Below are 23765 nucleotides of genomic sequence, written 5' to 3'. Positions count from 1 at the left end.
CTTTTACTACCTGGAGGCGCGAGCCGGAGTCGAACCGGCCTAAACGGCTTTGCAGGCCGCTGCATAACCGCTTTGCTATCGCGCCAAAAGCGGACTGTCCGGATGCCGTGAAGGCAAGCGACAGATTTTTATTCGAGGACCGTAAGTCCATCAAATAAAAAGGGAAGCGTGGCTTCCCCATTACTTGGAGCGGGAGACGAGTCTCGAACTCGCGACCTCAACCTTGGCAAGGTTGCGCTCTACCAACTGAGCTACTCCCGCATTGTCCTGCATGTGCAGCGCTTTGCCGACCAACACGCTGCCGAAAAATCCTGGAGCGGGAGACGAGTCTCGAACTCGCGACCTCAACCTTGGCAAGGTTGCGCTCTACCAACTGAGCTACTCCCGCATTTGTCCTGCATGTGCAGCGCTTTGCCGACCAACACGCTGCCAGAAAAATCTGGAGCGGGAGACGAGTCTCGAACTCGCGACCTCAACCTTGGCAAGGTTGCGCTCTACCAACTGAGCTACTCCCGCGTATTGCTGCACTACTGCTTCCCCGTCGCACTTACTTCGCCGTGCAGCGGAGAAGCGAGATTATGTCGAAGGCACATTCGTATGTCAAGGGCTTTTCCAGCCCTTTTTCCAAAAACCCGCGCCGCCGAACGCGTGGCGCGGGTCACGCGCCGCCGCGCTCGCGAATCTGCGGCCACGCAAGCTTCATGTAGTACAGCATCGACCAGATCGTCAGCACCGCCGCGAGATACATCAGCCACTCGCCCCATACGCGCGTGTCGATCGTCGCGACGCCGAGCGGCAGCGGCCCGTAGAACAGCAGCATCGGGATCGCGACCATCTGGCACGCGGTCTTGAACTTGCCGAGCTGGTTCACCGCGACGCTCTTCGACGCGCCGATCTGCGCCATCCACTCGCGCAGCGCCGAGATCGCGATCTCGCGGCCGACGATCACGAGCGCGATCGCCGCGTCGACCCGCGAAATCTGCACGAGGATCAGCAGCGCGGCCGTCACCATCAGCTTGTCCGCCACCGGATCGAGAAACGCGCCGAACGACGACGTTTGGTTCCACTTGCGCGCGAGAAACCCGTCGAACCAGTCGGTCAGCGCGGCGAGGATGAAGATCGCCGCCGCCGCGAGATTGCGGTGCGCGCCGCCCATCACCGTGTCCGGCAGATAGAACACGCCGACGACGAGCGGAATCAGCACGATCCGTACCCACGTCAGGAAAATCGGGAAATTGAACGGCATGGCATCCGGGACAGTAAAGGATTCGCAATTGTGCCGTGTCGACCGGCCTGCCACAAGAACGCGAAAACGCGGGCAAGGCAGCCGGCCGCACGGGCGCGTCAGTGAAGCTGCTTGTAGATCTGCTCGGCGAGCGCGTGCGAGATGCCCTCGACGCTCGCGAGTTCCTCGACGCTCGCGGCAACGACGCCGCGCAACCCGCCGAAGCGCGCGAGCAGCCGCTGCCGGCGCTTCGCGCCGACGCCCTCGAGTTCCTCGAGCCGCGACGTCTGGCGCGCCTTCGCCCGCTTCGCGCGCATGCCCGTGATCGCGAAGCGGTGCGCCTCGTCGCGAATCTGCGCGACGAGCATCAGCGCGGCGCTCTCCTTGCCGAGTTCGAGCGGCGTGCGGCCGTCCGCGAACACGAGCGTCTCGAGGCCCACCTTGCGCCCCTCGCCTTTCGCGACGCCGACCAGCATCGACGTGTCGAGCCCAAGCTCGGTGAACACCTGGCGCGCGATTTCGACCTGACCCTTGCCGCCGTCGATCAGCACGATGTTCGGCAGCAGGCTCGACGCCTCGGCCTGGCGCGTCGACTCGCCGTCGATACCGGCCGCATCGTCCGCGGCGGCCGCCTGCGCGGCCTGCTCGACCATCTTCTCGTAGCGGCGCGTGAGCACCTGCCGCATCGCCGCGTAATCGTCGCCCGGCGTGATACCCGTGATGTTGTAGCGACGATACTCGCCCGACTGCATCTTGTGATGGTGATAGACGACGCACGACGCCTGCGTCGCCTCGCCCATCGTATGGCTGATGTCGAAGCATTCGATCCGCAGCGTCGCGAGATCGTCGCTTTCGTAGCCGAGCGTCTCCGCGAGCGCGCGCGTACGCGCCTGCTGCGAGCCCTGCTCGGACAGCAGCCGCGCGAGCGCGAGCCGCGCGTTCTGCTCGGCCATCGACAGCCACGCACGCCGCTGCCCCTGCGGCTGCCGCACCAGCGACACCTTGTGGCCGGCCTGCTCGGACAGCAGCTCGAGCAGGTCGCGGCTCGCGGGCGCATGACTCACGACAAGCACCGGCGGCACGCGGTTGCCGAGATAGTGCTGAGAGATGAACGCATCGAGCACTTCGGCCTCGACCGACGCCACCGCGTCGCCGCGCGTGCTGCCGCCGTCTTCCGCGGGCTGGTCGGGCAGTACGCCGTTGGTCGCGTCGGCCGCGTCGGCAACCTCCGCCACCTCGGCCTCGTCGCCGAGACCGCCCTCGGCGAGCGTCAGCGCGCTTTCGACGTGCGTCGGGAAATACGCCTTGTCGCCGAGATGGCGGCCGCCGCGCACCATCGCAAGGTTCACGCACACGCGCCCGCCCAGCGCGACGACCGCCAGGATGTCGACGTCGCTGTCGCCGCCGACCTCGATCGCCTGCTGGTGCAGCACCGTTGCAAGCGAGCTCATCTGGTTGCGCACCGCAGCCGCCTGCTCGAATTTGAGCTCGGCGGCGAACGCGTGCATCTTCTGCTCGAGCTCGTTCATCACTTCGGACTGCCGGCCGAGCAGGAAACGCGCGGCGTTCGACACGTCGACCGCGTAATCCTCGTCGGAAATCGCACCGACGCACGGCGCCGTGCAGCGTCCGATCTGGTGCAGCAGGCACGGCCGCGTGCGGTTGTTGAAGACCGAATCCTCGCAGGTCCGCAACTGGAACACGCGCTGCAGGATCTGGATGCTCTCGCGCACGGCCCACGCACTCGGGAACGGCCCGAAATACTGGTTCTGCTTGTCGACCGAGCCGCGGTAGTAGGCCATCCGCGGAAAACGGTGCGCGGTGAGCTTCAGGTACGGATACGACTTGTCGTCGCGAAACAGGATGTTGTAGCGCGGCGCGAGCGCCTTGATCAGATTGTTCTCGAGCAGCAGCGCCTCGGCTTCCGAGCGCGTGACGGTCGTCTCGATGCGCGCGATGCGCGTGACCATCATCGCGATGCGCGGCGACAGTTGTGTCTTCGTGAAATAGCTCGACACGCGCTTCTTCAGGTCGCGCGCCTTGCCGACGTAGAGGACGGCGCCTGCCGTATCGTAATAGCGATAGACACCCGGCATGTGCGGCAACTGCGCAAGGATCTTCTTCGGTTCGAACGGAGTATCGGAGGCTTCTGGGGCTGTCATGCGTGATCCGGGCGCCTTGTAACGCGGGACGGGTCTATTAGAATCGCCAGTTTAGAGCATTCACCGGCCCGCTTCGATGCCACGCACCACCGCTGCCCCCCAATCCGCTGCGCCGCTCGCGCCGGGCGAACCGATCGCCTGCGACCTCTTCTGCACGGTAATCGACAATTTCGGCGACATCGGCGTGTGCTGGCGTGTCGCGCGCCAGCTCGCACACGAGCACGGCTGGCAGGTTCGCCTGTTCGTCGACGACCTGCGCACGTTCGCGCGCCTGCTGCCGGGGGTCGATCCCGACGCGGGACGGCAGTCGGTCGACGGCATCGCGATCGAGCACTGGCATGCGGAAGCCGGCGACGCGCTCGAGATCGCCGACGTCGTGATCGAGGCATTCGCATGCGAGCTGCCCGGTGCGTATCTGGCGGCGATGGCACGCCGTGCGCGTCGCCCGGTGTGGATCAACCTCGAATACCTGAGCGCCGAGGACTGGGTCGCCGATTTCCATTTGCGGCCGTCGCCGCATCCGCGCTACCCGCTGCTGAAGACATTCTTCTTCCCGGGCCTGTCGGCCGGCACGGGCGGCGTCCTGAAGGAACACGACCTCGATGCGCGCCGCACCGCGTTCGAAACCGACGCGGCCGCGCGCGCCGCTTGGTGGCAGCGCGCGACCGGCGGCGCGCCGCCTGCGCCCGGCACGACGGTCGTCAGCCTGTTCGCGTACGAGAATCCGGCCGTCGACGCGCTGCTCGCGCAGTGGCGCGACGGCCCGTCGCCGATCGTCGTGCTCGTGCCGGCCGGCCGCGTGTCGCCCGCCGTCGCGCGCTTTTTCGGGGTCGAGTCGTTCGGCGCGGGCGCGCATGCGAGCAGCGGCAACCTGGTCGCTCACGGGCTCGCGTTCGTTCCGCAGGCCGACTACGACCCGCTGCTGTGGGTGGCCGACATCAATTTCGTACGCGGCGAGGATTCGTTCGTCCGTGCGCAGTGGGCACGCAAGCCGTTCGTGTGGCACATCTACCCGCAGGCCGACGATGTGCACCTGCCGAAGCTCGACGCCGCGCTCGCGCACCTGTCTGCCGGCCTCGCCGACGCGCCGCGCGCGGCGCTCGAGCGCTTCTGGCATGCGTGGAACGGCGCCGGCACGCCCGACTGGGCCGATTTCCTGCAACACCGGGCCGCATTGGCCGCCAACGCGGCCCGCTGGGCCGATACGCTCGCGGCCGTCGGCGATCTCGCCGGAAAGCTGGCCGAATACGCAAAATCTCAGTTAAAATAAGCGGTTATCCGACGGCTGACCATGCAAGCGCTCGCTTTTGGCTTCCACCGGAACGCACCGCTTGGCACCTCGGCTGTTGCGCAACGCTCAGGCACCTATTTATTTGATTTGATCAGGACAGTTTTTTTATGAAGACCGCACAGGAACTCCGCGTAGGCAACGTCGTGCAGATCGGCAGCGACGCATGGGTCATCTCGAAGACGGAATACAACAAGTCGGGCCGTAACGCCGCCGTCGTCAAGATGAAGATGAAGAACCTGCTGACCAACGCAGGCCAGGAATCGGTCTACAAGGCCGACGACAAGTTCGACGTCGTCGTGCTCGACCGCAAGGAAGTGACGTACTCGTACTTCGCCGACCCGATGTACGTGTTCATGGACGCCGACTACAACCAGTTCGAAGTCGAAGCCGAAATGATGGGCGAAGCGCTGAACTACCTCGAAGACGGCATGGCATGCGAAGTCGTGTTCTACAACGAGAAGGCGATCTCGGTCGAACTGCCGACGATCCTCGTTCGCGAGATCACCTACACCGAGCCGGCCGTCAAGGGCGACACGTCGTCGGGCAAGGTGCTGAAGAACGCGAAGCTCGCAACGGGCTTCGAACTGCAGGTTCCGCTCTTCTGCAACACCGGCGACAAGATCGAAATCGATACGCGCACGAACGAATACCGCAGCCGCGCGTAATCGCCAGCGATTCCCGCGTCGAACAAAGCGCCCTTCGGGGCGCTTTTTGTTTGCCTGTCGCCAACAGCGACCGCAAACCAGTGCCATATCAAGCACAAAATCCACCGGTAAAGATATTCAATTTGTATCATCGGTAACTGTTTTATAGCGCCGGAGAAATAATGCGCGTTACGCGTTCGGCGGGGCATAAAATCAGTTTTTAATCTGACATGCGGCTGCGGCTCCCGATGGCCGACAGCCCGCCTCTCTTGACTCGACCCGCGTCCACCATGCCACACGCCCTGATTGTCGAAGACGATCCCAACAGTCTCTCCGGCCTCACCGCGCTGCTCGCCGCAGACGGCTTCTCGGTCGACACGGCCACGTCGCTCGCCGAAGCGCGCACGGCGCTCGGCCGCTCGATTCCCGATGTCGTCCTCGTCGACCTGAACCTGCCGGACGGCAGCGGGTTCGACCTGCTCCAGCACCTGCCGCAGCAACAGCCGAACGGCTCGCTGCCCGTCATCGTGCTGACGGGCAACGCGACGGTCGAAAGCGCAATCGAGGGCCTGCGTCACGGTATTTGGGACTACCTGCTGAAGCCGATCAACATTCCGCGCCTGCGCAGCCTGCTCGCGCGAATCCCCCGCCCGTACGAACTGATCGACGAAGTGCAGTCGCTGCGCGCATCGCTGCGCCATCTCGGCCGCTTCGGCGCACTGGTCGGCCGCAGCGACGCGATGCAGCACGTGTACGACATGATCGAGCACAACGCGCGCACCGAAACGGCCGTGCTGTTCGCGGGCGAAGCCGGCACCGGCAAGAAGCTGGCCGCACGCACGCTGCATGAACTGAGCCGCCGCCGCAAAGGGCCGTTCGTGTCGTTCGACTGCCGGACGATCACGCAGGCCAGCCGGCACGGCGCATCGCTCGACAGCGTGCTGTTCGGCCATGAGCGCGGCGCGTTCGACGGCGCCGAGCGCCGCGAATCGGGCCTGTTCGAGCAGGCCGGTGGCGGCACGCTGTTCCTCGACGAGATCACCGCGCTGCCGCTCGTGCTGCAGGAAGCGCTGCTGCAAGCGCTCGATTCGCAGAACTTCATGCGGATCGGCGGCACGAGCGCGATCACGAGCGATTTCCGGCTGATCGCGACCACGCGCCGCCCGGCGCGCGAAGCGGTCGCGAACGGCACGCTGCGCGAGGATCTGTGGCTGCGCCTCGATGCGGCATCGGTCACGATGCCGCCGCTGCGCGAGCGCGACGGCGACGCACTCGCGATCGCGGACGCGCTGATCGACGAACTGAACCGCGAAGCGCGCGCGACCGGCCGCAACACGACCGACAAGCGCGCGGCGCCGGGCTTCGTGCGCGAATGCGTGTCCTACGAATGGCCCGGCAACGTGCGTGAGCTGCAGGAGCGCGTGCGCTTCGCGTACGACGCATCGGGCGACTTCATCGAGACGCTGCGCGCCGGCGAGACCAGCTTCGCCGCCGGCGCCGCGCTGAACGGCAGCAGCGTGCAGATCAAGGTCGGCACGCCGCTGGCCGACGTCGAGGATCTGCTGATCCGCGCGACGCTCGACGCGGTCGGCGGCACGCGCCACCGCGCAGCGACGCTGCTCGGCATCAGCCCCAAGACGCTGTACAACAAACTGCAGCGGATGAAGGTGAACTGAGCGGTCGGCGATGCATGCGGGCGCTGGCAGGATTTGATCGTTAGTTGCTCCATGAGGTCGCCGCGCCGGCATGCCCGATTTCCGCCGCAGTCCCGTTCACGCCTGCCGCACCCCATGTAAAAAGCCGCGCAACAGCGCGGCTTTTTGTTTCAGCGACCGGAATGGCGCGGTACCGCGCCAGCCCCTTCCCCGCTTACGCCAGTGCGCTGCTCAACAGCGCCTGCGCCTGCAGATACTCGGGCTGCACGATCAGCTTGTCCCACTTGAGCGCCTTGCCGCGCGCGCGCATCCGCTTGAGACGTCGCACCGACTCGGCCGATGCGTGCGCCTTCAGCCCGTTCAGCACGACCTCGGCTGCGTCCGGCTGGTTGCAGACGAGCACCATGTCGCAACCGGCGGCGAGCGCGGCTTCGGCCGCCTGCGTGAGCGTGCCGCCTTCGCGGGCGGCCTCCATCGACAGGTCGTCGCTGAAGATCGCGCCCGTGAAGCCGAGCCGGCCGCGCAGGATGTCCTGCAGCCACACGCGCGAGAAACCGGCCGGCCGCTGGTCGACCTGCGTGTAGATCACGTGTGCGGGAATCACCGCGGACAGCGACAAGCCGAGCCAGTCGTACGGCGCGACGTCCTGCTTGAGGATCGCGTCGAGCGTGCGATCGTCGGTCGGCAGCGCGACGTGCGAATCGGCCTCCGCGAAGCCGTGCCCCGGAAAATGCTTGCCGCAGTTCGCCATGCCAGCAAGCGACAACCCGTGGTTCAGGCTCTTCGCGAGCAGCGTGACGACGCGCGGGTCGCGATGGAACGCGCGATCGCCGATCACTTTCGAGTGCCCGTAGTCGAGATCGAGCACGGGCGTGAAGCTCATGTCGATCCCGCACGCGCGCAGCTCGGCGGCCAGGATGTAGCCGACGGCGGTCGCGACCTTCGTCGCGAGCAGCACGTCGCGATCCCACAGCTCGCCGAGGCGGCGCATCGCGGGCAGCACCGTGAAGCCGTCGGTGCGGAAACGCTGCACGCGCCCGCCTTCGTGATCGACGGCGATCAGGACGTCTTCGCGCACCGCGCGGATCGAGTCGGTCAGCGCGGTCAGTTGTGCACGATTCTGGAAGTGCCGCGCGAACAGGATCACGCCGCCGGTGTTCGGATGCGCGAGGCGCCGCGCATCGTCGCGCGACAGGGCCGTGCCGACGACATCGAGCATGACCGGGCCGGGAGTCGTTTTCATCGAATCGGAAATTCCGTCAGGAGGAGGTTCGGGAAACAGGTGCAGGCGCGGCGTCCGTCTCGGCGATCACGAACGACACCGCATAGTCGCGTTCGTCGCTGACCGTCACGCGCGCCGTGATGCCGCGTGCGGCAAGCCAATCGGCCAGTTCGCCCGACGCGACCACGTACGGCTCGCCGCTCGGGTGGTTGAGGGTCTGCAATGCACGCCACGTCATCGGCCAGTGCATGCCGAGCCCGATCGCCTTCGAGAACGCTTCCTTCGCGGAAAAGCGCGTCGCGAGAAACGCGATGCCGCGCGCCTCGGAACGTGCGCGACGCGCATGGAACACGCGCAGCTCGTCGGGGCCCAGCACCTTCTCGGCAAACCGGCCGCCCGTGCGTTCGAGCACGGCCGCGACGCGGCTCACCTGGGCAATGTCGGTACCGATACCGTAGATCGCCATGTCAGTACGCGCCGGAACGCCCCAGCGGGGCCGGGTTGCAAACGACGCCCGCGGCGCGATGGAATTTCATCTTCAACGCGCGCCGCCATGCAGCGCGGCGACGCGTGCGGCAACCATGATCGCCTTCATCTCGCGCACCGCGTTGTCCCAGCCCGCGAAGATCGCGTGTGCGACGATTGCGTGGCCGATGTTCAGCTCGACGATGCCATCGATCGCGGCGATCTGCTGCACGTTCGTGTAATGCAGGCCGTGACCCGCGTTGACCTTCAGGCCGAGCTTCGCGCCGGCCTGCACGCCCGCGACGATGCGCTCGTATTCGCGCTGCTGCGCGGCTTCGTCGTGCGCCTCGGCGTAGCGGCCCGTATGCAGCTCGATCACCGGCGCGCCCGCTTCGTGCGCGGCGCGGATCTGCGTTTCGTCCGGGTCGATGAACAGCGACACGCGCGCGCCCACGTCGGCAAGCTGCTTGCACGCCGCACGCACGGCCTCGAAGTGGCCGGCGACGTCGAGGCCGCCTTCGGTCGTCAGTTCCTCGCGCTTCTCGGGCACGAGGCACGCGTCGTGCGGACGCACTTCGCACGCGATGTCGAGCATCTCGGCCGTCACCGCGCATTCGAGATTCATGCGCGTCTTCAGCAGCGGGCGCAGCTTGCGCACGTCCGCGTCGACGATGTGGCGGCGATCCTCGCGCAGGTGCAGCGTGATCGCGTCCGCACCAGCCTCTTCGGCGGCGAGCGCCGCGCGGATCGGGTCGGGATAGGCCGTGCCGCGCGCATTGCGCAGCGTCGCGACGTGGTCGATATTCACGCCGAGGTCGATGGCGGTGGGCGTTGTCAGGAAGAAGCTCATAGGTTTTGCAGGTCGATCAGGATCTGGCGCGTGGCAAGCGGCGTACCGCCGAGATAGGTGTTCAGCAGGAAGCGCATCAGCGTCTTGCTTTGCGCAACCGTCTGGGCTCGATGGTAATCGTCCTGCTCCATGTCGAGCAACGTCTGTCCGGTGATGACCGGCCAGTGCGACGGCACATCGTCGTCCGCATTGCGCACGCCGCGCTCGGGATCGAACACGTACCGGCGCTCGGGTTCGACCGCACGGCGCGCGACCGTGCGGTTCAGCGCCATCGCGTAGCCGGTCTCGCGCAGCAGCACGCGCTCGAACGAGCGCAGCACCTGCACCGCGGGTTCGCCGTGCGCGAGGCGCGTGAGGGTCAGCACGTAATGATTGAACAGCGGCGGCTGGGGATCTTCGCGCGCGCAGAACTTCACGAGCAGCTCGTTCGCGTAGAAGCCGCACAGCAGCCCGTCGCCGACGAGCGGCAGCATCCCGCCGACCCACTCGGCGCCCGTCAGCGTGCGCACCTCGGATTTGCCCGACCAGGACAGCAGCAGCGGCTGGAATGTCTGCAGCACGCCGCGCAGTGCGGAGTGCGGGCGCTTCGCGCCCTTCGCGACGAGCGCGAGCCGGCCATGATCGCGCGTCAGCACGTCGACGATCAGGCTCGTTTCCCGGTACGGATAGCTGTGCAGCACGAACGCCGGCTGCTCGGCGACGCGGAAATCGGACGTGCGAGACGTCGCGCGCCGCGCCTTGCGCGGCGGTTCAGGCGGTGCCGGCAGCGGCGCGTCGTTCGCGCCGGCCGTCACCGCGTCTTCAGTCGACGTCAGCGCGTCATTCGTACCCATAGGCGCGCAGCCCCGCCTCGTTGTCGGCCCAGCCGCTCTTCACCTTCACGAAGGTCTCGAGGTACACGGGGCCGTCGAACAGCTTCTCCATGTCCATCCGCGCCTCGGTGCTGATCTGCTTGAGCTTTTCGCCCTTCTTGCCGATCACCATCGCCTTGTGCGAATCGCGCTCGACGAGGATCGTCGCGAAGATGCGCTTCAGGCGCCCCTCCTCCTCGAACTTGTCGATGATGACGGTGCTCGTGTACGGCAGTTCGTCGCCGGTCCAGCGGAACACCTTCTCGCGCAGGATCTCGGCCGCGAGGAAGCGCGAGCTGCGATCGGTCAGCTCGTCCTCGCCGTAGATCGGCTCGCCTTCCGGCAGGTACGGCTTGATCGTCTCCAGCAGGCGCTTGATGTCTTCCGGCCGCTGCGCCGACAGCGGCACGAGTTCGGTGAATTCGCGCAGCGCGCTCATCTGCTGCATGAACGGGAACAGCGTCGCCTTGTCGGCCACGCGGTCGATCTTGTTCGCGATCAGCAGCGTCGGCATGCCGGGCGGAATCAGGTCGAGCACCTTCTGGTCGTCGGGACCGAAGCGGCCCGCTTCGATCACGAACAGGATCACGTCGACCGACGTCAGTGTCGACGTGACCGCGCGGTTCAGCGAACGGTTCAGCGCGGTGCTGTGACGGGTCTGGAAACCCGGCGTGTCGACGAACACGAACTGCGCGTCGTCGAACGTGTTGATGCCGGTGATGCGATGGCGGGTCGTCTGCGCCTTGCGCGACGTGATGCTGATCTTCTGGCCGACGAGTGCGTTCATCAACGTCGACTTGCCGACGTTCGGGCGGCCCACGATCGCGATCATGCCGCAACGGAAACCGGTAGGAGCGGGAGTGTTCATATCGTTTGGGAGACAGGTTCGGAAACGGCCGCGCGGCGCGCGGCGCGATCGATGGGCAATTCAGTGGTCGGCATCGGCCACGCGCGCCTGCGTGGCAGCAAGGCTCGCACCGCCCGGCGGCGTATCGGAATCGGGCGCCGCGGCATCGCGAGCACGCACGGTCGCGCGCGAAGCGGGGTCGGAGCCGGCGGAAGGCTTGTCGGCGGACGACGATGCCGGATCGGCCGCGTGGCCGGCCGGTTTGTCGGCTGCGCGCGGCGCGGCTTCCGCGGGTTTTTCCGCAACCTTGTCGGTCGCCGGCTTCGTCGCCCGTTCGCCCTTGTCGGCAGCCGACTCGACATGCGCCGCTCGAATCGCGGCCATCGGCGCCGCAGCCGGCTCTACGCCGGCGCCGGTCGCAGCGGTTGCCGCAGGCACCGCACCGGCCGCCTTGGCCTCGCGCGCCGCCGCACGTTCCTTCCGCTCCGGCGAGCGCAGGTCGAGCGCTTCCTGCACGCCCTTCACGCCCGGCACGATTTCGGGTTCGACATGCTTCGACCCGCGCGCGTTTTTCGAGCGCTTCGGCTTCGTGGTCAGCATCGGTGCGGCCGCCATCACCTCGTCGAGCGCCTTCTTCGCTGCGGCCTGCTCGGCCGCGCGCCGGCTCGCACCGGAGCCCGACACCTTCACGTCCAGCTTCGGCACCGTGCATTCGACTTCGAATTGCTGATTGTGCGCCGCACCATGCGTCGCGACGACCGTGTAGGTCGGCAGCGCGATCTTGTGCCCCTGCAGGTATTCCTGCAGCAGCGTCTTCGCGTCCTTGCCGAGCGTGCGCGGATCGATGTGGTCGAGAATCGGGATGTAGAGGCGCTTGATGACCCCTTGGGCGGCTTCGAAGCCGCCATCGAGGAACACGGCCCCGATGATGGCTTCGAACGCGTCCGCGAGGATCGACGGGCGGCGGAAACCGCCACTGCGCAGTTCGCCCTCGCCCAGCCGCAACCCGTCCGAAATATTCAGGGCCTGAGCAATTTCGTACAGCGACTGCTGTTTGACGAGGTTGGCGCGTACGCGCGACAGGTCACCTTCGTCCAGCTTGCTGAAACGCTGGAACAAAAGGGCGGCCACCGCGCAATTCAGAACGGAGTCGCCGAGAAACTCGAGCCGTTCGTTGTGCGTGGCACTGTGACTGCGATGGGTCAAAGCCTGGCGCAACAATTCCGCATTGCGAAATTCGTAGCGCAGCCGGCTTTCCAACTGGGATAGGGGCATGTGCAGGAGTATAACGCGGGCGCCGGTCGGGCCGAAACGGCACGGCCGGACACGAAAAGGCGTGACGAGGCGGTGTTACCGCCGGTTCTTAAAGTAGTTCGGCAATACGCGACGCGGCCCGTGCGTCGCGTATTCCGTGTGAATCGAATGCGATCAGTTGAAGGAACCGATGCGCTTCAGGTCGCTGAAGTTCATCCAGATGAAGAACGCGCGGCCGACGATGTTCCGGTCCGGCACGAAACCCCAGTAGCGGCTGTCCGCGCTGTTGTCGCGGTTGTCGCCCATCATGAAGTAGTGACCGGGCGGCACCTTGCAGATCACGCCGCGGCTGTTGTACGTGCAATTGTCGCGATACGGATAGTCGTATGCGCCCATCACGAACGGCGGCACCGAGGGGTTGTTGAGGATCGCGTTCTTCTTGTTGCCGATCGTCTCCTCGAACTGCTTCGCGTAATTCTGGCGCTCGTCGTCGAAGAAATCGGGCAGCGGCGTTTCGGGCACCGGCTGGCCGTTGATCGTGAGCTGCTTGTCCTGGTACGCGACCGTGTCGCCGGGGAGGCCGATCACGCGCTTGATGTAGTCGACCGACTCGTCCTTCGGATAACGGAACACGACGACGTCGCCGCGCGACAGCGGGCTGCCCTGCGTGATCTTCGTGTTCGTGACCGGCAGGCGCAGCCCGTACTCGAACTTGTTGACGAGGATGAAGTCGCCGACGAGCAGCGTCGGCACCATCGAGCCCGACGGAATCTTGAACGGCTCGATGATGAACGAACGCACGACGAACACCGCCAGGATCACCGGGAAGAAGCTCGCGGTGTACTCGAGCCACCACGGCTGGCGCAGTTTCTCGTCGCGCAGCTTCGAACGCGTCTGCACGGCGTTTTCGTCCGCGAAACGCTTGTCGATGCGCGACTGCTGGCGATCGAACTCCTCGATCGCCGAGTCGGCCGCCATGCGGCGCCGCGGCAGGAACACCAGTTTGTCCAGCACCCACGCTACGCCCGTCACGGCGACGAGCACAAAAAGAATCAGCGCAAAATTCATAAAAGGAACAGTCCTGTTATTTGTCTTCGACGCGCAAGATCGCAAGGAACGCTTCCTGCGGGATCTCGACCGAACCCACCTGCTTCATGCGTTTCTTGCCTGCTTTCTGCTTTTCGAGCAGCTTCTTCTTGCGCGTGATGTCGCCGCCATAACACTTCGCCAGCACGTTCTTGCGCAGCGCCTTGATGTTCTCGCGGGCGATGATGTGCGCACCGATCGTGGCCTGGATCGCCACGTCGTACATCTGGCGCGGAATGATCTCGCGCATCTTCGCCGCCACTTCGCGGCCGCGATACTGCGATTGCGACCGGTGGACGATCACCGACAGCGCGTCGACCTTGTCGCCGTTGATCAGCATGTCGACCTTCACGACGTCCGCCGACCGGTACTCCTTGAACTCGTAGTCCATCGACGCGTAGCCGCGCGACACCGACTTCAGGCGGTCGAAGAAATCGAGCACGATCTCGGCCATCGGGATTTCGTAGGTGAGCTGCACCTGGCGGCCGTGATACTGCATGTTGATCTGCGAGCCGCGCTTCTGCGTGCACAGCGTGATCACCGAGCCGACGTAGTCCTGCGGCATGTAGAGATTCACCGTGACGATCGGCTCGCGGATCTCCTCGATCTTCGGCGGCTCCGGCATCTTCGCGGGATTCTCGACCATCACGATCGAGCCGTCGCTCATCAGGACCTCGTAGACCACGGTCGGCGCCGTGGTGATGAGGTCCATGTCGAATTCGCGCTCCAGCCGCTCCTGCACGATCTCCATATGCAGGAGACCCAGAAAGCCGCACCGGAACCCGAAGCCGAGCGCCTGCGACACTTCCGGCTCGTACTGCAGCGACGCGTCGTTGAGCTTCAGCTTCTCGAGCGATTCGCGCAGCGCGTCGTACTGGTTCGCTTCCACCGGATAGAGGCCGGCGAACACCTGCGGCTTCACTTCCTTGAAGCCCGGCAGCGCTTGCGCCGCCTGCTTGGCCGCATGCGTGACGGTATCGCCGACCTTCGCGGCCGTCAGTTCCTTGATACCGGCGATGATGAAGCCCACCTGCCCCGCCGACAGCGAATCGAGATTGCGCGACTTCGGCGTGAACACGCCGATGTGCTCGACCGGATACTGCGCGCCGGTCGCCATCATCTTGATCTTGTCCTTCGGGCGCAGCGTGCCGTTGACGATGCGCACCAGCATCACGACGCCGACGTAGTTGTCGAACCACGAATCGATGATGAGCGCCTGCAGCGGCGCGTCCGGATCGCCCTTCGGCGGCGGCACCTTCGCGATCAGCGCTTCGAGCACATCCTCGACGCCGAGGCCCGTCTTCGCGCTGCAGCGCGTCGCGTCGGTCGCGTCGATGCCGATCACGTCCTCGATCTCCTCGATTGCGTTCTCGGGGTTCGCGGCCGGCAGGTCGATCTTGTTCAGCACCGGCACGACCTCGACGCCGAGCTCGATCGCCGTGTAGCAGTTCGCGACCGTCTGCGCCTCGACGCCCTGGCTCGCGTCGACGACCAGCAGCGCGCCTTCGCACGCGGACAGCGAACGGCTGACTTCGTACGAGAAGTCGACGTGTCCCGGCGTGTCGATCAGGTTCAGGTTGTAGACCTTGCCGTCGCGCGCGCGATAGGACAGCGCGGCCGTCTGCGCCTTGATCGTGATGCCGCGCTCGCGCTCGATATCCATCGAGTCGAGCACCTGCGCTTCCATTTCACGGTCGGCGAGGCCGCCGCAGACCTGGATGATGCGATCCGCGAGCGTCGACTTGCCATGGTCGATGTGCGCGATGATCGAGAAATTGCGAATATGATCCATTCAGTGCCGATCAAGCGAAAAAGGCGCGCTCGACGACTGCGGAGCACGCCTTGTGTAAGTCGGTGAAAAAACGGCTTATTTTAGCCGAAAAGGCCTTCGCCGGGCGGTATTTCGGACGCCGGGCCGCGCGGCGCCCGGCCGGAAGCGCCTGCCGGGCCAAGCCCCGTGCGAAGCGACGCCGGCCGGCGACCGGCCAGGCTCAGCGCCGGGCCATGAGCGCGTCGCGCACCCTCGCGTCGTCGAACCGGTGGCGGCACACTTCCGCGCCGTCCAGCAGCAGCACCGGCACGTCCTCGTCGTAGCGGGCGACGAGCGCCGCATCGGTGTCGATGTCGACATAGTCGACCGCGACGCCAAATTCGGCCGCCACCGGCGCCAGTGCGTCGCGCATGTCGTCGCACAGGTGACACCAGCCGCGGCCGTAGAGCGTGAACATCGGCGCGTTACTTCTGGCGCGGCCGCACCGGCACGAACTGCGTATTGTCGCCGCGCCGCACCAGCACCGCGACCGCCTTTTGCGGATCGAGCTGCGCGGTCACTTCGGCGAACTGCTTCGCGCTCGTGATGTCGGTATCGCCGACGCGCAGCACGATGTCGCCGCGCTGCAGGCCCGCACGGGCAGCCGGGCCGTCGACGCCGTCGATCTGCACACCGCTCTTCAACTTCAGCGTCTTCAACTGATCCGCCGTCAGGTCGCTGACCGTCAGACCGAGCGAATTGGTCTGGCGCGGCTTCTGCGGCGCGTTCTTGCGCTGTTCGGCCTTGGCCGTCGACTCGACCGGCGTCTCCGCGATCGTGATCGGCAAATCGCGCGCCTGACCCTTGCGCCACACGCTGACGGTCGCCTTCGTGCCGGGCTTCGTGTCGCCGACCATGCGCGGCAGGTCCGACGCCGCGTCGACCGGACGGCCGTTGAACTTCAGGATAATGTCGCCCGGCTGGATGCCTGCCTTGTCGGCCGGGCCGCCCGGCTCGACGCTGCTGACGAGCGCGCCTTCGGCCTTCGGCAACCCGATCGAGTCGGCCACGTCCTTCGTCACCTCGCCGATCGCCACCGCGATCCGGCCGCGCGTGACCTTGCCCGTCGCCTTCAGCTGATCGGCCACGCGCATCGCCTCGTCGATCGGAATCGCGAACGAGATGCCCATGAAGCCGCCGGTACGGCTGTAGATCTGCGAGTTGATGCCGATCACCTCACCCTGCATGTTGATCAACGGGCCGCCCGAGTTGCCGGGGTTCACGGCGACGTCGGTCTGGATGAACGGCAGATAGTCGCCCGTGTTGCGGCTCTTCGAGCTGACGATGCCGGCCGTCACCGTGTTGTCGAGACCGAACGGCGAACCGATCGCGACGACCCACTCGCCGACGCGCACCTTGTTCGAGTCGCCGATCGCGACGACAGGCAGGTTCGACGCCTGGATCTTGACGACCGCGACGTCCGTGCGATCGTCGACGCCGATCAGCTTCGCCTTGAATTCGCGCTTGTCGGTCAGCGTCACGTAAATGGTGTCCGCGTCGTCGACGACGTGCGCATTGGTCATCACGTAACCGTCGGCCGACACGATGAAGCCCGAGCCGACGCCGCGATTCTGCTCGGTGTCGGGCGGATTGTCCGGTGCCGGCGCATTCTTCGGGTTGCCGTTGCCGGGCGCCTGCGGCAGCGGAATGCCGAAGAAGCGCCGGAAGAATTCCGACATGTCGCCGTTGTCGAAGCCCGGCGGGAGCATCCCGCGCGGGCCGCTGCTCGTCGGCACGTTGGCGGTGGTCCTGATGTTCACGACGGCCGGCCCGACCCTTTCGACCAGATCGGCGAAGTCGGGCAGGCTGGCAGCGGGAGCCGTCACCGCGATCGCGGTATGCGGCACGAGCGGCAGGCAGGCAGACAACGCCGCCGCCGCGAGCCATTTGCGCAACGTGTGTTTCATCATGTCGGAAGCCGTAGCGTTACTTGGAAGCCTTGTATTCTATGGCAGACGCGAACTGCTGCAACGTAGCCGGCGGCACTTCGCCGAGCACGGTGATCCAGTAGTCGCCGCGACGCTTCACGAGAACGTGCGTCGCACCGGTGCTGCCCGCGCCTTCCTTGCGCGTGTTCTTCTCGGCCGGCTCGATGAAAACGGAGATCGTCGCCAGACCGTCGGTGAAGACGGCCTGATCGACCGGAATCGGCGGATCGCCCGCATCGCGCGCAGCCATCGGCCGGCGCACTTCGCGGATCTTCTTGAAACCGGCGACGCTCGGCGCAAGCTGCCAGCCCTGCGCTTCCATGTCGACCGTCGCGACCGGCGGGCGCACGACGGTCCAGCCGCTCAGGTTGCGCATGCCGGCCGCGATCGCGGCCTTGTCGCCGCTCGCACCGCCCGTCTGCAATTGCGAGAACGCAATCTGTTCGAGCACGTGATCGTTCGCATCCAGCGTCTGCGAACGCAGCAGCAGCCCCGTGCGCGCATCGGCCCAAAGCTTGTACGTGAAGCGGTAGGCATCCTTCGGTACGAGCTCGACGACCTGCGCGTCGATCCCGGCCACGCGGTCCTTGCCGAGCAACTTCGCATCGTAGACGGACATCACGTGTTCGCCGCTCGCGCCGAGCAGCGCGGGGAACGAATCGCGCGTCTGACGGCGCTCGACCACGCACAGCTTGCGCTCCGGCACGAACGTGTACAGCTCGTCGTTATGCCGCAGCAGCTTGCGCGGCTTGCCGTCGAGCGTCTCGATCCGCTCGAACTCGCCGTCGCGGGACGCGACGTGCGCGATGCGCGACGACTGGACATACCCGCCGCGCTGGTAGACGAACGTGCCCTCGTAGCTCTGCTGCTGCGCCGCCTGCTGGACGCGGTCGAGCCAGTCGGCGGCACCCTTGCGGGTCGCGACGGGATCGTCCGGTTGCTGGGCGCTGGCAGGAAGGGATTGAACGGACAACAGGGCGGCTGCGCAAAGCAGGAGGGCCGGCAGCCGCTTCCATCCGGAGATGGCGTGATTCAACTGCAATGTCCGCATCGGGTTTATTGGCCTGGCGTGGTGGTCACGGCAGCGCGGATCAGCGGCATCGAACCCGTGACGACGGGCTGCTGCGCGAATTGCTGGTGCGCTTCAAGGTATTGGTCGAGACTGGCGTCGCGAATGATGTTGACGTCCTGCAGCCCCGGCTGGGCCGACGCCTGCGCGACCGTCACGCGCTGCAGGTTGCCGCTTTGCGGCGCACCGACCGACGCGACCTGGACGGCGCCCGACGTGCCGGCCGTCTGCAGTTGCGGAACGACGATCCACGTCAGCGTGGGCGCCGCGGCGGGCCCCGCCAACGCGGGCACGACGCGCCGGCGCAGCGACAGCAGCTTGCGCGCGACCGGCGCAGCCGCCGGCGCGAGCAGGTGCGGCTCGCTCTCGAGCGCGGCCGACATGCGCGCGGTGAACGCGACGCTCAGCGCGGGCGACAACGCGAGTTCGTCCGAGCGCAGCGCATCGCCAATCAGGTGGTAATGGGCCCACGCAGCGCGATCCGCGCGGTCGAGCTCAGCCAGAAACTGCCCGTGATCCGGGCCATCGAACATTTCGCCGTCGACCAGCGCGGAAAGGCGCTCGCCGCGTGAGCACGCCTGCGACTGCGTATTGACCGACCCCATGATGCTCCCCATCTTGCACACCCCGTCGTGACTTCACGACTCTATCCGTTACTAGACCCCGACCCGCGTCGTTCCGCCCATCGCGCTTACCAGCGCTTGCCTTCGGGCGTATCGAGCAGCGGACGCAATTTGGCAGCGATTGCCTCGCGAGCACGGAAAATCCGCGACCGGACCGTCCCGATCGGACAGCCCATCATTTCCGCAATCTCTTCGTAGCTCAGGCCCTCGATCTCGCGCAGCGTAATCGCCTGGCGCAACTCTTCGGGCAAGGCGGCCATTGCAGCGTTGACCGTCTCGGCAATCTGCTTGCTCATCAACATCGACTCAGGCGTGTTGATATCCCTTAGTTGGTCTGCGTCGGAGAAAGTTTCCGCTTCCTCCGCATCGGCCTCGGTCGAGGTCGGTGCGCGGCGACCTTGCGTCGCAAGGTAGTTCTTCGCCGTATTGACGGCAATCCGGTACAACCACGTGTAGAACGCAGATTCGCCGCGAAATTGCGGCAACGCACGGTACGCCTTGATGAACGCGTCCTGGGCTACATCCTCGACCTCGGCGGGATCCCGCACGAGGCGCGAGATCAGCCGAATGATCTTGCGGTGGTATTTGGAGACCAGGAGTTCGAACGCTGCCTTGTCGCCCTTCTGTACGCGCTCGACCAGAACCTGATCAATTTCTTTTTCACTCACCTGACAAATCCATTAACTAGGGATGCAACGTGGAGCGCTATTGTAGCGTTCCCGCACCGGCCGCTGGTTACGGTCGGTAACCGCGCCGCCGTCATGCCCGCCCCGCCGCGCCCGCGGTTCTCGCCAGCACGGACAGCGCGCTGAACGACGCGGCGTCGAGCGCATCGGCCGGAATCAGCAGCGGCCGGGCCCGCCGGGCGCCCTGCCCGACCGACAGCACGAGCAGCAGGCTGCTCCAGTGCGCATGGCCCGTCACACGGCCGCGGACCAGCAGCCGCCCGGTGCGGCCAAACGCCGCAACTTCCCCGAATGCGTCGATCCGCAACTCGGCCGGCAGCCGGCGGGCGCAGGCCCGCGCGGCGCATACGGCCAGCAGCACGGCCGTCGCGGCCGACACGCATGCGCCGGCGGCAGCGCCCGCGCGCGGCGTCCAGAACAGGTATGCCGACGCGGCAGCCGACGCAACGAACGCGGCCAGCACAACATACGACACGGCCGAGGCCCGCAACGCAAAGCGCTGCGGACGCCCGGCCGGAGCATCGAATGGACTCGTCAAGCGATTTCAGCGTCAGACGCGCTTGAACACCAGCGTGCCGTTGGTACCGCCGAAGCCGAAATTGTTCTTCACGGCCACGTCGATCTTCATGTCACGCGCGGTGTTCGCGCAGTAATCGAGATCGCATTCGGGGTCCTGGTTGAAGATGTTGATGGTCGGCGGCGACACGTTGTTGTGCAGCGCCAGCACCGTGAACACCGACTCGAGGCCGCCCGCGCCGCCCAGCAGGTGGCCTGTCATCGACTTCGTCGAGTTCACGACGAGCTTGTACGCATGCTCGCCGAAGGCCGCCTTCACCGCGTCGGACTCGTTCTTGTCGCCCAGCTGGGTCGACGTGCCGTGCGCGTTCAGGTACTGGACCTCATCCGGGTTCACGCCGGCGTCGCGCAGCGCCGCGACCATGCAGCGGCGCGGACCGTCCATGTTCGGCGCGGTCATGTGGTACGCGTCGCCCGTCATGCCGAAGCCCGCGACTTCCGCGTAGATCTTCGCGCCACGCGCCTTCGCCGACTCGTACTCCTCCAGCACCATCACGCCTGCGCCCTCGCCCAGCACGAAGCCGTCACGATCCTTGTCCCACGGACGGGACGCGGTCGCCGGATCATCGTTGCGGGTCGACAGCGCGCGCGCGGCCGCGAAGCCGCCGATGCCGAGCGGCGACACCGTCGATTCGGCGCCGCCCGCGACCATCACGTCCGCGTCGCCGGCCTGGATCAGGCGCGCGGCGAGACCGATGCTGTGCAGGCCGGTCGTGCAGGCCGTCACGGTTGCGAGGTTCGGGCCCTTCAGGCCGAACATGATGCTCAGGTGGCCCGAGATCATGTTGATGATCGAACCCGGCACGAAGAACGGCGAAATCCGGCGCGGGCCGCGATCGACGTAGGTCTGGTGCGTATCTTCGATCATCGGCAGGCCGCCGATGCCGGAACCGACCAGCACGCCGATACGTTCCGCATTGGCGTCGGTCACTTCCAGACCACTGTCCTTGAGCGCCTGCACGCCGGCAGCGATGCCGTAATGGATGAAGGTATCCATGCTGCGGGCTTCCTTCGCCGGGATGTACTCATCGGCGCTGAAACCCTTCACCTCGCCCGCGAAATGCACGGCGAGGTTCGACGGATCGAACTTCGTGACGGTGGCGATACCGGACTTGCCGGCGACGAGATTGGCCCAACCGTCGGCAACATTATTGCCAACAGGCGAAATCAGCCCCAGGCCTGTAACAACAACACGACGGCGGCTCACGGTAACCTCTTTTCCATTATTGGATGACAAAAACAAAAGCCACAGTGGCCACAGGAACCAGCCCTGCGAGCCCTGTGGCTGTTAGTCCGTCCGGCGCGAAGCCGGCAGGATGGCGCGTCAATCGCGAAGATCGCGGCGACGTGGCGAACAAGCGCGAAAGGCGCTTACGCCTTGACGTTTGCGCGAGCGTAGTCGATCGCTTGCTGAACGGTCGTGATCTTCTCTGCTTCTTCGTCCGGGATTTCCATGCCGAACTCGTCTTCGAGAGCCATCACCAGTTCGACCGTGTCGAGCGAGTCGGCGCCCAGATCGTTCACGAACGAAGCTTCGTTCTTGATCTCGGCTTCCGCGACGCCCAGTTGTTCAGCGACGATCTTCTTGACACGTTGTTCGATGTTGTCCATTACCCCTCCGAGGGAAAGTTCAGATTTACAAGTGCGCGCATTTTATCAGGTTTGCTGACGCCAAAACGCGCGTTGGCTTGATGGCCGATCAAGCGCCGATCCGCCTGAAAAACGGGATACGGCGCGGATAGTAAACGAAAATCGTTACGACATGTACATGCCGCCGTTCACGTGCAGCGTCGTGCCGGTGATGTAACCGGCCTGCGGCGATGCGAGGAACGCGACGGCATGGGCGATGTCCTCCGGGCTGCCGAGGCGGCCGAGCGGAATCTGGGTCTTGAGCGCGGCCTGCTGTTCTTCCGGCAGCGTCTTCGTCATGTCGGTGTCGATGAAGCCCGGCGCGACGCAGTTCACGGTGATGCCGCGGCTGCCGATTTCGCGCGCGAGCGCACGCGTCATGCCCGCGACGCCGGCCTTCGCGGCAGCATAGTTGACCTGCCCCGGGTTGCCGGCCGAACCGACCACCGACGTGATGTTGATGATACGGCCGCCGCGCGCCTTCATCATCGGGCGCAGCACCGCGCGCGACAGGCGGAACACCGACTTCAGGTTGGTGTCGATCACCGCGTCCCAGTCCTCGTCCTTCATCCGCATCGCGAGCTGGTCCTGCGTGATGCCCGCGTTGTTGACGAGCACGTTCAGCGCGCCGAATTCCTTCACGGTCGCGTCGATCAGCGTCTCGGCGGCCGCCGCGTCGTTGACGTTCAGCACCGCGCCGCGGCCCGTGACGCCCGCTTCCGCGAACGCCGCGGTGATCGCGGCTGCGCCCGATTCGCTCGTTGCGGTGCCGATCACCGTCGCGCCCAGGCGCGCGAGTTCGAGCGCGATCGACCGGCCGATGCCGCGCGACGCGCCGGTCACGATCGCAACCTGTTTATCGAGAGTCTTTTCCATGAATCGAATATCCGTCTCTTGAGAAAAGGCGCCGCGTCAGGCGGTCACCAGCTTGAGCGCTTCGTCGAGCGACGCCGGATCGAACACCGACGCACCCGTCAGGTTGCCGTCGATGCGCTTCGTCAGGCCGGCGAGCACCTTGCCCGGACCGCATTCGATCACGTGCGTGACGCCCGTGCCGGCGATGTGCCGCACGCACTCGACCCAGCGCACCGGGCCTGCCGCCTGACGCACCAGCGCGGCCTTGATCGCGGCCGGATCGCTGACCACGGCGACGTCGATATTGTTGACGACCGGAATCTGCGGCGCCTTCACGTCGACGTTCGCGAGATAGTCGCGCAACTGGTCCGATGCCGGCTTGAGCAGCGACGAATGGAACGGTGCCGACACGGGCAGCGGTAGCGCGCGCTTCGCGCCCTTCGCCTTCGCGATCTCGCACGCCTTCTCGACGGCGGCCTTGTTGCCTGCGATCACGACCTGCGCGGGCGCATTGAAGTTCACCGCTTCGACGACGCCCGCTTCCGCGGCTTCGGCGCACACCGCGCGCACCGTGTCGTCGTCGAGGCCCAGGATCGCGGCCATGCCGCCCTGACCGACCGGCACGGCCGCCTGCATCGCCTGCGCGCGGAAGCGCACGAGCGGCACCGCGTCCTTGAACGCGAGCGCGCCCGCCGCGACGAGCGCCGTGTATTCACCGAGGCTGTGACCGGCGACGATCGACGGCGCCGGGCCGCCTGCCTGCTGCCACGCGCGGTAGCACGCGTAAGCGGCGGTCAGCATCACGGGCTGCGTGTTGGCGGTCAGATTCAGCTCTTCGGCCGGGCCTTCGGCGATCAGCTTGCCGAGGTCCTGATTGAGTGCGTCAGACGCCTCCTGGAGCGTCTCGCGCACGACGGCCAGATCGGCGAATGCGTTGAGCATGCCGACTGCCTGCGAGCCCTGCCCCGGAAAAACGAATGCAAATTTCATATCGTCCCCAATTGAATCGATTCGGACGGCGCGCACGAACGGCGCGC

General features: G+C 66.0%; 23 protein-coding genes and 4 tRNA genes. 3 read left to right on the top strand and 24 right to left on the bottom strand.

The genetic code is table 11. From position 1 onward, the window contains the following. Nucleotides 1-11 precede the first annotated feature (11 nt). The 6 genes from ACPUER_RS02885 to uvrC form a co-directional block, all read right to left on the bottom strand. Nucleotides 12-85 (bottom strand) — tRNA-Cys (locus tag ACPUER_RS02885). A gap of 100 nt (nt 86-185) precedes the next feature. After that, nucleotides 186-261: transfer RNA gene (locus ACPUER_RS02880), tRNA-Gly, on the bottom strand. Between the two features lie 51 nt (nt 262-312). Beyond that, nucleotides 313-388 (bottom strand) — tRNA-Gly (locus ACPUER_RS02875). A gap of 52 nt (nt 389-440) precedes the next feature. Continuing rightward, a tRNA-Gly gene (locus ACPUER_RS02870) sits at nt 441-516 on the bottom strand. A gap of 142 nt (nt 517-658) precedes the next feature. Continuing rightward, entirely contained in the window at nt 659-1246 is a 588-nt protein-coding gene (gene pgsA / locus ACPUER_RS02865; RefSeq protein WP_034183114.1) for a CDP-diacylglycerol--glycerol-3-phosphate 3-phosphatidyltransferase, read from the bottom strand. A 98-nt stretch (nt 1247-1344) separates the two neighbouring features. Next, on the bottom strand, nt 1345-3387 hold the full coding sequence (uvrC, locus tag ACPUER_RS02860) for an excinuclease ABC subunit UvrC (RefSeq protein WP_425130307.1): 2043 nt from the start codon (nt 3385-3387) through the stop codon (nt 1345-1347). A 76-nt stretch (nt 3388-3463) separates the two neighbouring features. Between uvrC and earP the strand changes: the two genes are divergently transcribed. The 3 genes from earP to ACPUER_RS02845 all read left to right on the top strand — a co-directional run bounded on the left by earP (nt 3464) and on the right by ACPUER_RS02845 (nt 6998). Then, nucleotides 3464-4657: an elongation factor P maturation arginine rhamnosyltransferase EarP gene (gene earP, locus ACPUER_RS02855; RefSeq protein WP_310137001.1), complete on the top strand. Its 1194-nt coding sequence runs from the start codon at nt 3464-3466 to the stop codon at nt 4655-4657. A gap of 128 nt (nt 4658-4785) precedes the next feature. Continuing rightward, nucleotides 4786-5343, top strand: coding sequence for an elongation factor P (efp, locus tag ACPUER_RS02850; RefSeq protein ID WP_034186515.1), 558 nt, complete (start codon nt 4786-4788; stop codon nt 5341-5343). A 269-nt stretch (nt 5344-5612) separates the two neighbouring features. Further along, nucleotides 5613-6998: a sigma-54-dependent transcriptional regulator gene (locus tag ACPUER_RS02845; RefSeq protein WP_425130306.1), complete on the top strand. Its 1386-nt coding sequence runs from the start codon at nt 5613-5615 to the stop codon at nt 6996-6998. Between the two features lie 193 nt (nt 6999-7191). Here the strand turns inward: ACPUER_RS02845 and nagZ are convergent, their stop codons facing one another. The 18 genes from nagZ to fabD form a co-directional block, all read right to left on the bottom strand. Beyond that, nucleotides 7192-8220, bottom strand: a complete 1029-nt coding sequence (nagZ, locus tag ACPUER_RS02840) for a beta-N-acetylhexosaminidase (protein ID WP_204426032.1) — start codon at nt 8218-8220, stop codon at nt 7192-7194. Nucleotides 8221-8236: 16 nt separating this feature from the next. Next, nucleotides 8237-8665 carry a holo-ACP synthase gene (gene acpS / locus ACPUER_RS02835; protein ID WP_021159685.1) on the bottom strand — a complete coding sequence of 143 codons (429 nt, stop codon included), beginning with the start codon at nt 8663-8665 and terminating at the stop codon, nt 8237-8239. Between the two features lie 72 nt (nt 8666-8737). Next, on the bottom strand, nt 8738-9514 hold the full coding sequence (gene pdxJ / locus ACPUER_RS02830) for a pyridoxine 5'-phosphate synthase (RefSeq protein WP_175962309.1): 777 nt from the start codon (nt 9512-9514) through the stop codon (nt 8738-8740). Next, nucleotides 9511-10347 (bottom strand): DNA repair protein RecO, encoded by an 837-nt coding sequence (recO, locus tag ACPUER_RS02825; RefSeq protein WP_175929620.1) that lies wholly within the window; start codon nt 10345-10347, stop codon nt 9511-9513. Before recO ends, pdxJ begins: the two co-directional genes overlap by 4 nt. Continuing rightward, nucleotides 10334-11233: a GTPase Era gene (era, locus tag ACPUER_RS02820; RefSeq protein WP_072435993.1), complete on the bottom strand. Its 900-nt coding sequence runs from the start codon at nt 11231-11233 to the stop codon at nt 10334-10336. The genes recO and era overlap by 14 nt, the downstream gene beginning before the upstream one ends. A gap of 60 nt (nt 11234-11293) precedes the next feature. Then, nucleotides 11294-12487, bottom strand: a complete 1194-nt coding sequence (rnc, locus tag ACPUER_RS02815) for a ribonuclease III (RefSeq protein WP_425130305.1) — start codon at nt 12485-12487, stop codon at nt 11294-11296. Between the two features lie 153 nt (nt 12488-12640). Beyond that, nucleotides 12641-13534, bottom strand: coding sequence for a signal peptidase I (lepB, locus tag ACPUER_RS02810; RefSeq protein ID WP_425130304.1), 894 nt, complete (start codon nt 13532-13534; stop codon nt 12641-12643). Between the two features lie 16 nt (nt 13535-13550). After that, nucleotides 13551-15344, bottom strand: a complete 1794-nt coding sequence (gene lepA / locus ACPUER_RS02805; protein ID WP_072435996.1) for a translation elongation factor 4 — start codon at nt 15342-15344, stop codon at nt 13551-13553. A 199-nt stretch (nt 15345-15543) separates the two neighbouring features. After that, entirely contained in the window at nt 15544-15780 is a 237-nt protein-coding gene (locus ACPUER_RS02800) for a glutaredoxin family protein (RefSeq protein ID WP_034183102.1), read from the bottom strand. A gap of 7 nt (nt 15781-15787) precedes the next feature. Further along, nucleotides 15788-17272: a DegQ family serine endoprotease gene (locus tag ACPUER_RS02795; RefSeq protein WP_425130303.1), complete on the bottom strand. Its 1485-nt coding sequence runs from the start codon at nt 17270-17272 to the stop codon at nt 15788-15790. A gap of 16 nt (nt 17273-17288) precedes the next feature. Then, nucleotides 17289-18341 (bottom strand): MucB/RseB C-terminal domain-containing protein, encoded by a 1053-nt coding sequence (locus ACPUER_RS02790; RefSeq protein ID WP_072435999.1) that lies wholly within the window; start codon nt 18339-18341, stop codon nt 17289-17291. Nucleotides 18342-18346: 5 nt separating this feature from the next. Then, the gene (locus tag ACPUER_RS02785) at nt 18347-18964 is read right to left on the bottom strand and encodes a sigma-E factor negative regulatory protein (RefSeq protein ID WP_425130302.1); all 618 of its coding nucleotides are present in this window, start codon (nt 18962-18964) and stop codon (nt 18347-18349) included. 86 nt (nt 18965-19050) lie between these two features. Then, on the bottom strand, nt 19051-19650 hold the full coding sequence (gene rpoE / locus ACPUER_RS02780; RefSeq protein WP_034183098.1) for an RNA polymerase sigma factor RpoE: 600 nt from the start codon (nt 19648-19650) through the stop codon (nt 19051-19053). 91 nt (nt 19651-19741) lie between these two features. Then, the gene (locus tag ACPUER_RS02775) at nt 19742-20206 is read right to left on the bottom strand and encodes a hypothetical protein (protein ID WP_425130301.1); all 465 of its coding nucleotides are present in this window, start codon (nt 20204-20206) and stop codon (nt 19742-19744) included. Between the two features lie 12 nt (nt 20207-20218). Further along, complete coding sequence (fabF, locus tag ACPUER_RS02770; RefSeq protein ID WP_425130300.1) at nt 20219-21451, bottom strand: beta-ketoacyl-ACP synthase II; 1233 nt, start codon at nt 21449-21451, stop codon at nt 20219-20221. Between the two features lie 164 nt (nt 21452-21615). Beyond that, nucleotides 21616-21855: an acyl carrier protein gene (acpP, locus tag ACPUER_RS02765; RefSeq protein WP_004197638.1), complete on the bottom strand. Its 240-nt coding sequence runs from the start codon at nt 21853-21855 to the stop codon at nt 21616-21618. Nucleotides 21856-21999: 144 nt separating this feature from the next. Beyond that, a complete protein-coding gene (gene fabG / locus ACPUER_RS02760) occupies nt 22000-22749 on the bottom strand; it encodes a 3-oxoacyl-ACP reductase FabG (RefSeq protein WP_072436003.1) in 750 nt (249 codons plus the stop codon). A gap of 36 nt (nt 22750-22785) precedes the next feature. Continuing rightward, on the bottom strand, nt 22786-23718 hold the full coding sequence (gene fabD / locus ACPUER_RS02755; protein ID WP_425130299.1) for an ACP S-malonyltransferase: 933 nt from the start codon (nt 23716-23718) through the stop codon (nt 22786-22788). Nucleotides 23719-23765 lie beyond the last annotated feature (47 nt).

It is taken from the genome of Burkholderia sp. DN3021, assembly GCF_049805555.1.
GTDB classification, from domain to species: domain Bacteria; phylum Pseudomonadota; class Gammaproteobacteria; order Burkholderiales; family Burkholderiaceae; genus Burkholderia; species Burkholderia pyrrocinia_C.
The sequence above is the reverse complement of the archived record's forward strand: the minus strand, read 5'-3'. Positions and strand labels throughout refer to the sequence as shown.

What these genes read in the sequence shown, in the direction of transcription:
- pgsA (WP_034183114.1), bottom strand. Translation starts at nt 1,246, where the DNA reads ATGCCGTTCAATTTCCCGATTTTCCTGACGTGGGTACGGATCGTGCTG.
- uvrC (WP_425130307.1), bottom strand. Translation starts at nt 3,387, where the DNA reads ATGACAGCCCCAGAAGCCTCCGATACTCCGTTCGAACCGAAGAAGATC.
- earP (WP_310137001.1), top strand. Translation starts at nt 3,464, where the DNA reads ATGCCACGCACCACCGCTGCCCCCCAATCCGCTGCGCCGCTCGCGCCG.
- efp (WP_034186515.1), top strand. Translation starts at nt 4,786, where the DNA reads ATGAAGACCGCACAGGAACTCCGCGTAGGCAACGTCGTGCAGATCGGC.
- ACPUER_RS02845 (WP_425130306.1), top strand. Translation starts at nt 5,613, where the DNA reads ATGCCACACGCCCTGATTGTCGAAGACGATCCCAACAGTCTCTCCGGC.
- nagZ (WP_204426032.1), bottom strand. Translation starts at nt 8,220, where the DNA reads ATGAAAACGACTCCCGGCCCGGTCATGCTCGATGTCGTCGGCACGGCC.
- acpS (WP_021159685.1), bottom strand. Translation starts at nt 8,665, where the DNA reads ATGGCGATCTACGGTATCGGTACCGACATTGCCCAGGTGAGCCGCGTC.
- pdxJ (WP_175962309.1), bottom strand. Translation starts at nt 9,514, where the DNA reads ATGAGCTTCTTCCTGACAACGCCCACCGCCATCGACCTCGGCGTGAAT.
- recO (WP_175929620.1), bottom strand. Translation starts at nt 10,347, where the DNA reads ATGGGTACGAATGACGCGCTGACGTCGACTGAAGACGCGGTGACGGCC.
- era (WP_072435993.1), bottom strand. Translation starts at nt 11,233, where the DNA reads ATGAACACTCCCGCTCCTACCGGTTTCCGTTGCGGCATGATCGCGATC.
- rnc (WP_425130305.1), bottom strand. Translation starts at nt 12,487, where the DNA reads ATGCCCCTATCCCAGTTGGAAAGCCGGCTGCGCTACGAATTTCGCAAT.
- lepB (WP_425130304.1), bottom strand. Translation starts at nt 13,534, where the DNA reads ATGAATTTTGCGCTGATTCTTTTTGTGCTCGTCGCCGTGACGGGCGTA.
- lepA (WP_072435996.1), bottom strand. Translation starts at nt 15,344, where the DNA reads ATGGATCATATTCGCAATTTCTCGATCATCGCGCACATCGACCATGGC.
- ACPUER_RS02800 (WP_034183102.1), bottom strand. Translation starts at nt 15,780, where the DNA reads ATGTTCACGCTCTACGGCCGCGGCTGGTGTCACCTGTGCGACGACATG.
- ACPUER_RS02795 (WP_425130303.1), bottom strand. Translation starts at nt 17,272, where the DNA reads ATGATGAAACACACGTTGCGCAAATGGCTCGCGGCGGCGGCGTTGTCT.
- ACPUER_RS02790 (WP_072435999.1), bottom strand. Translation starts at nt 18,341, where the DNA reads ATGCGGACATTGCAGTTGAATCACGCCATCTCCGGATGGAAGCGGCTG.
- ACPUER_RS02785 (WP_425130302.1), bottom strand. Translation starts at nt 18,964, where the DNA reads ATGGGGTCGGTCAATACGCAGTCGCAGGCGTGCTCACGCGGCGAGCGC.
- acpP (WP_004197638.1), bottom strand. Translation starts at nt 21,855, where the DNA reads ATGGACAACATCGAACAACGTGTCAAGAAGATCGTCGCTGAACAACTG.
- fabG (WP_072436003.1), bottom strand. Translation starts at nt 22,749, where the DNA reads ATGGAAAAGACTCTCGATAAACAGGTTGCGATCGTGACCGGCGCGTCG.
- fabD (WP_425130299.1), bottom strand. Translation starts at nt 23,718, where the DNA reads ATGAAATTTGCATTCGTTTTTCCGGGGCAGGGCTCGCAGGCAGTCGGC.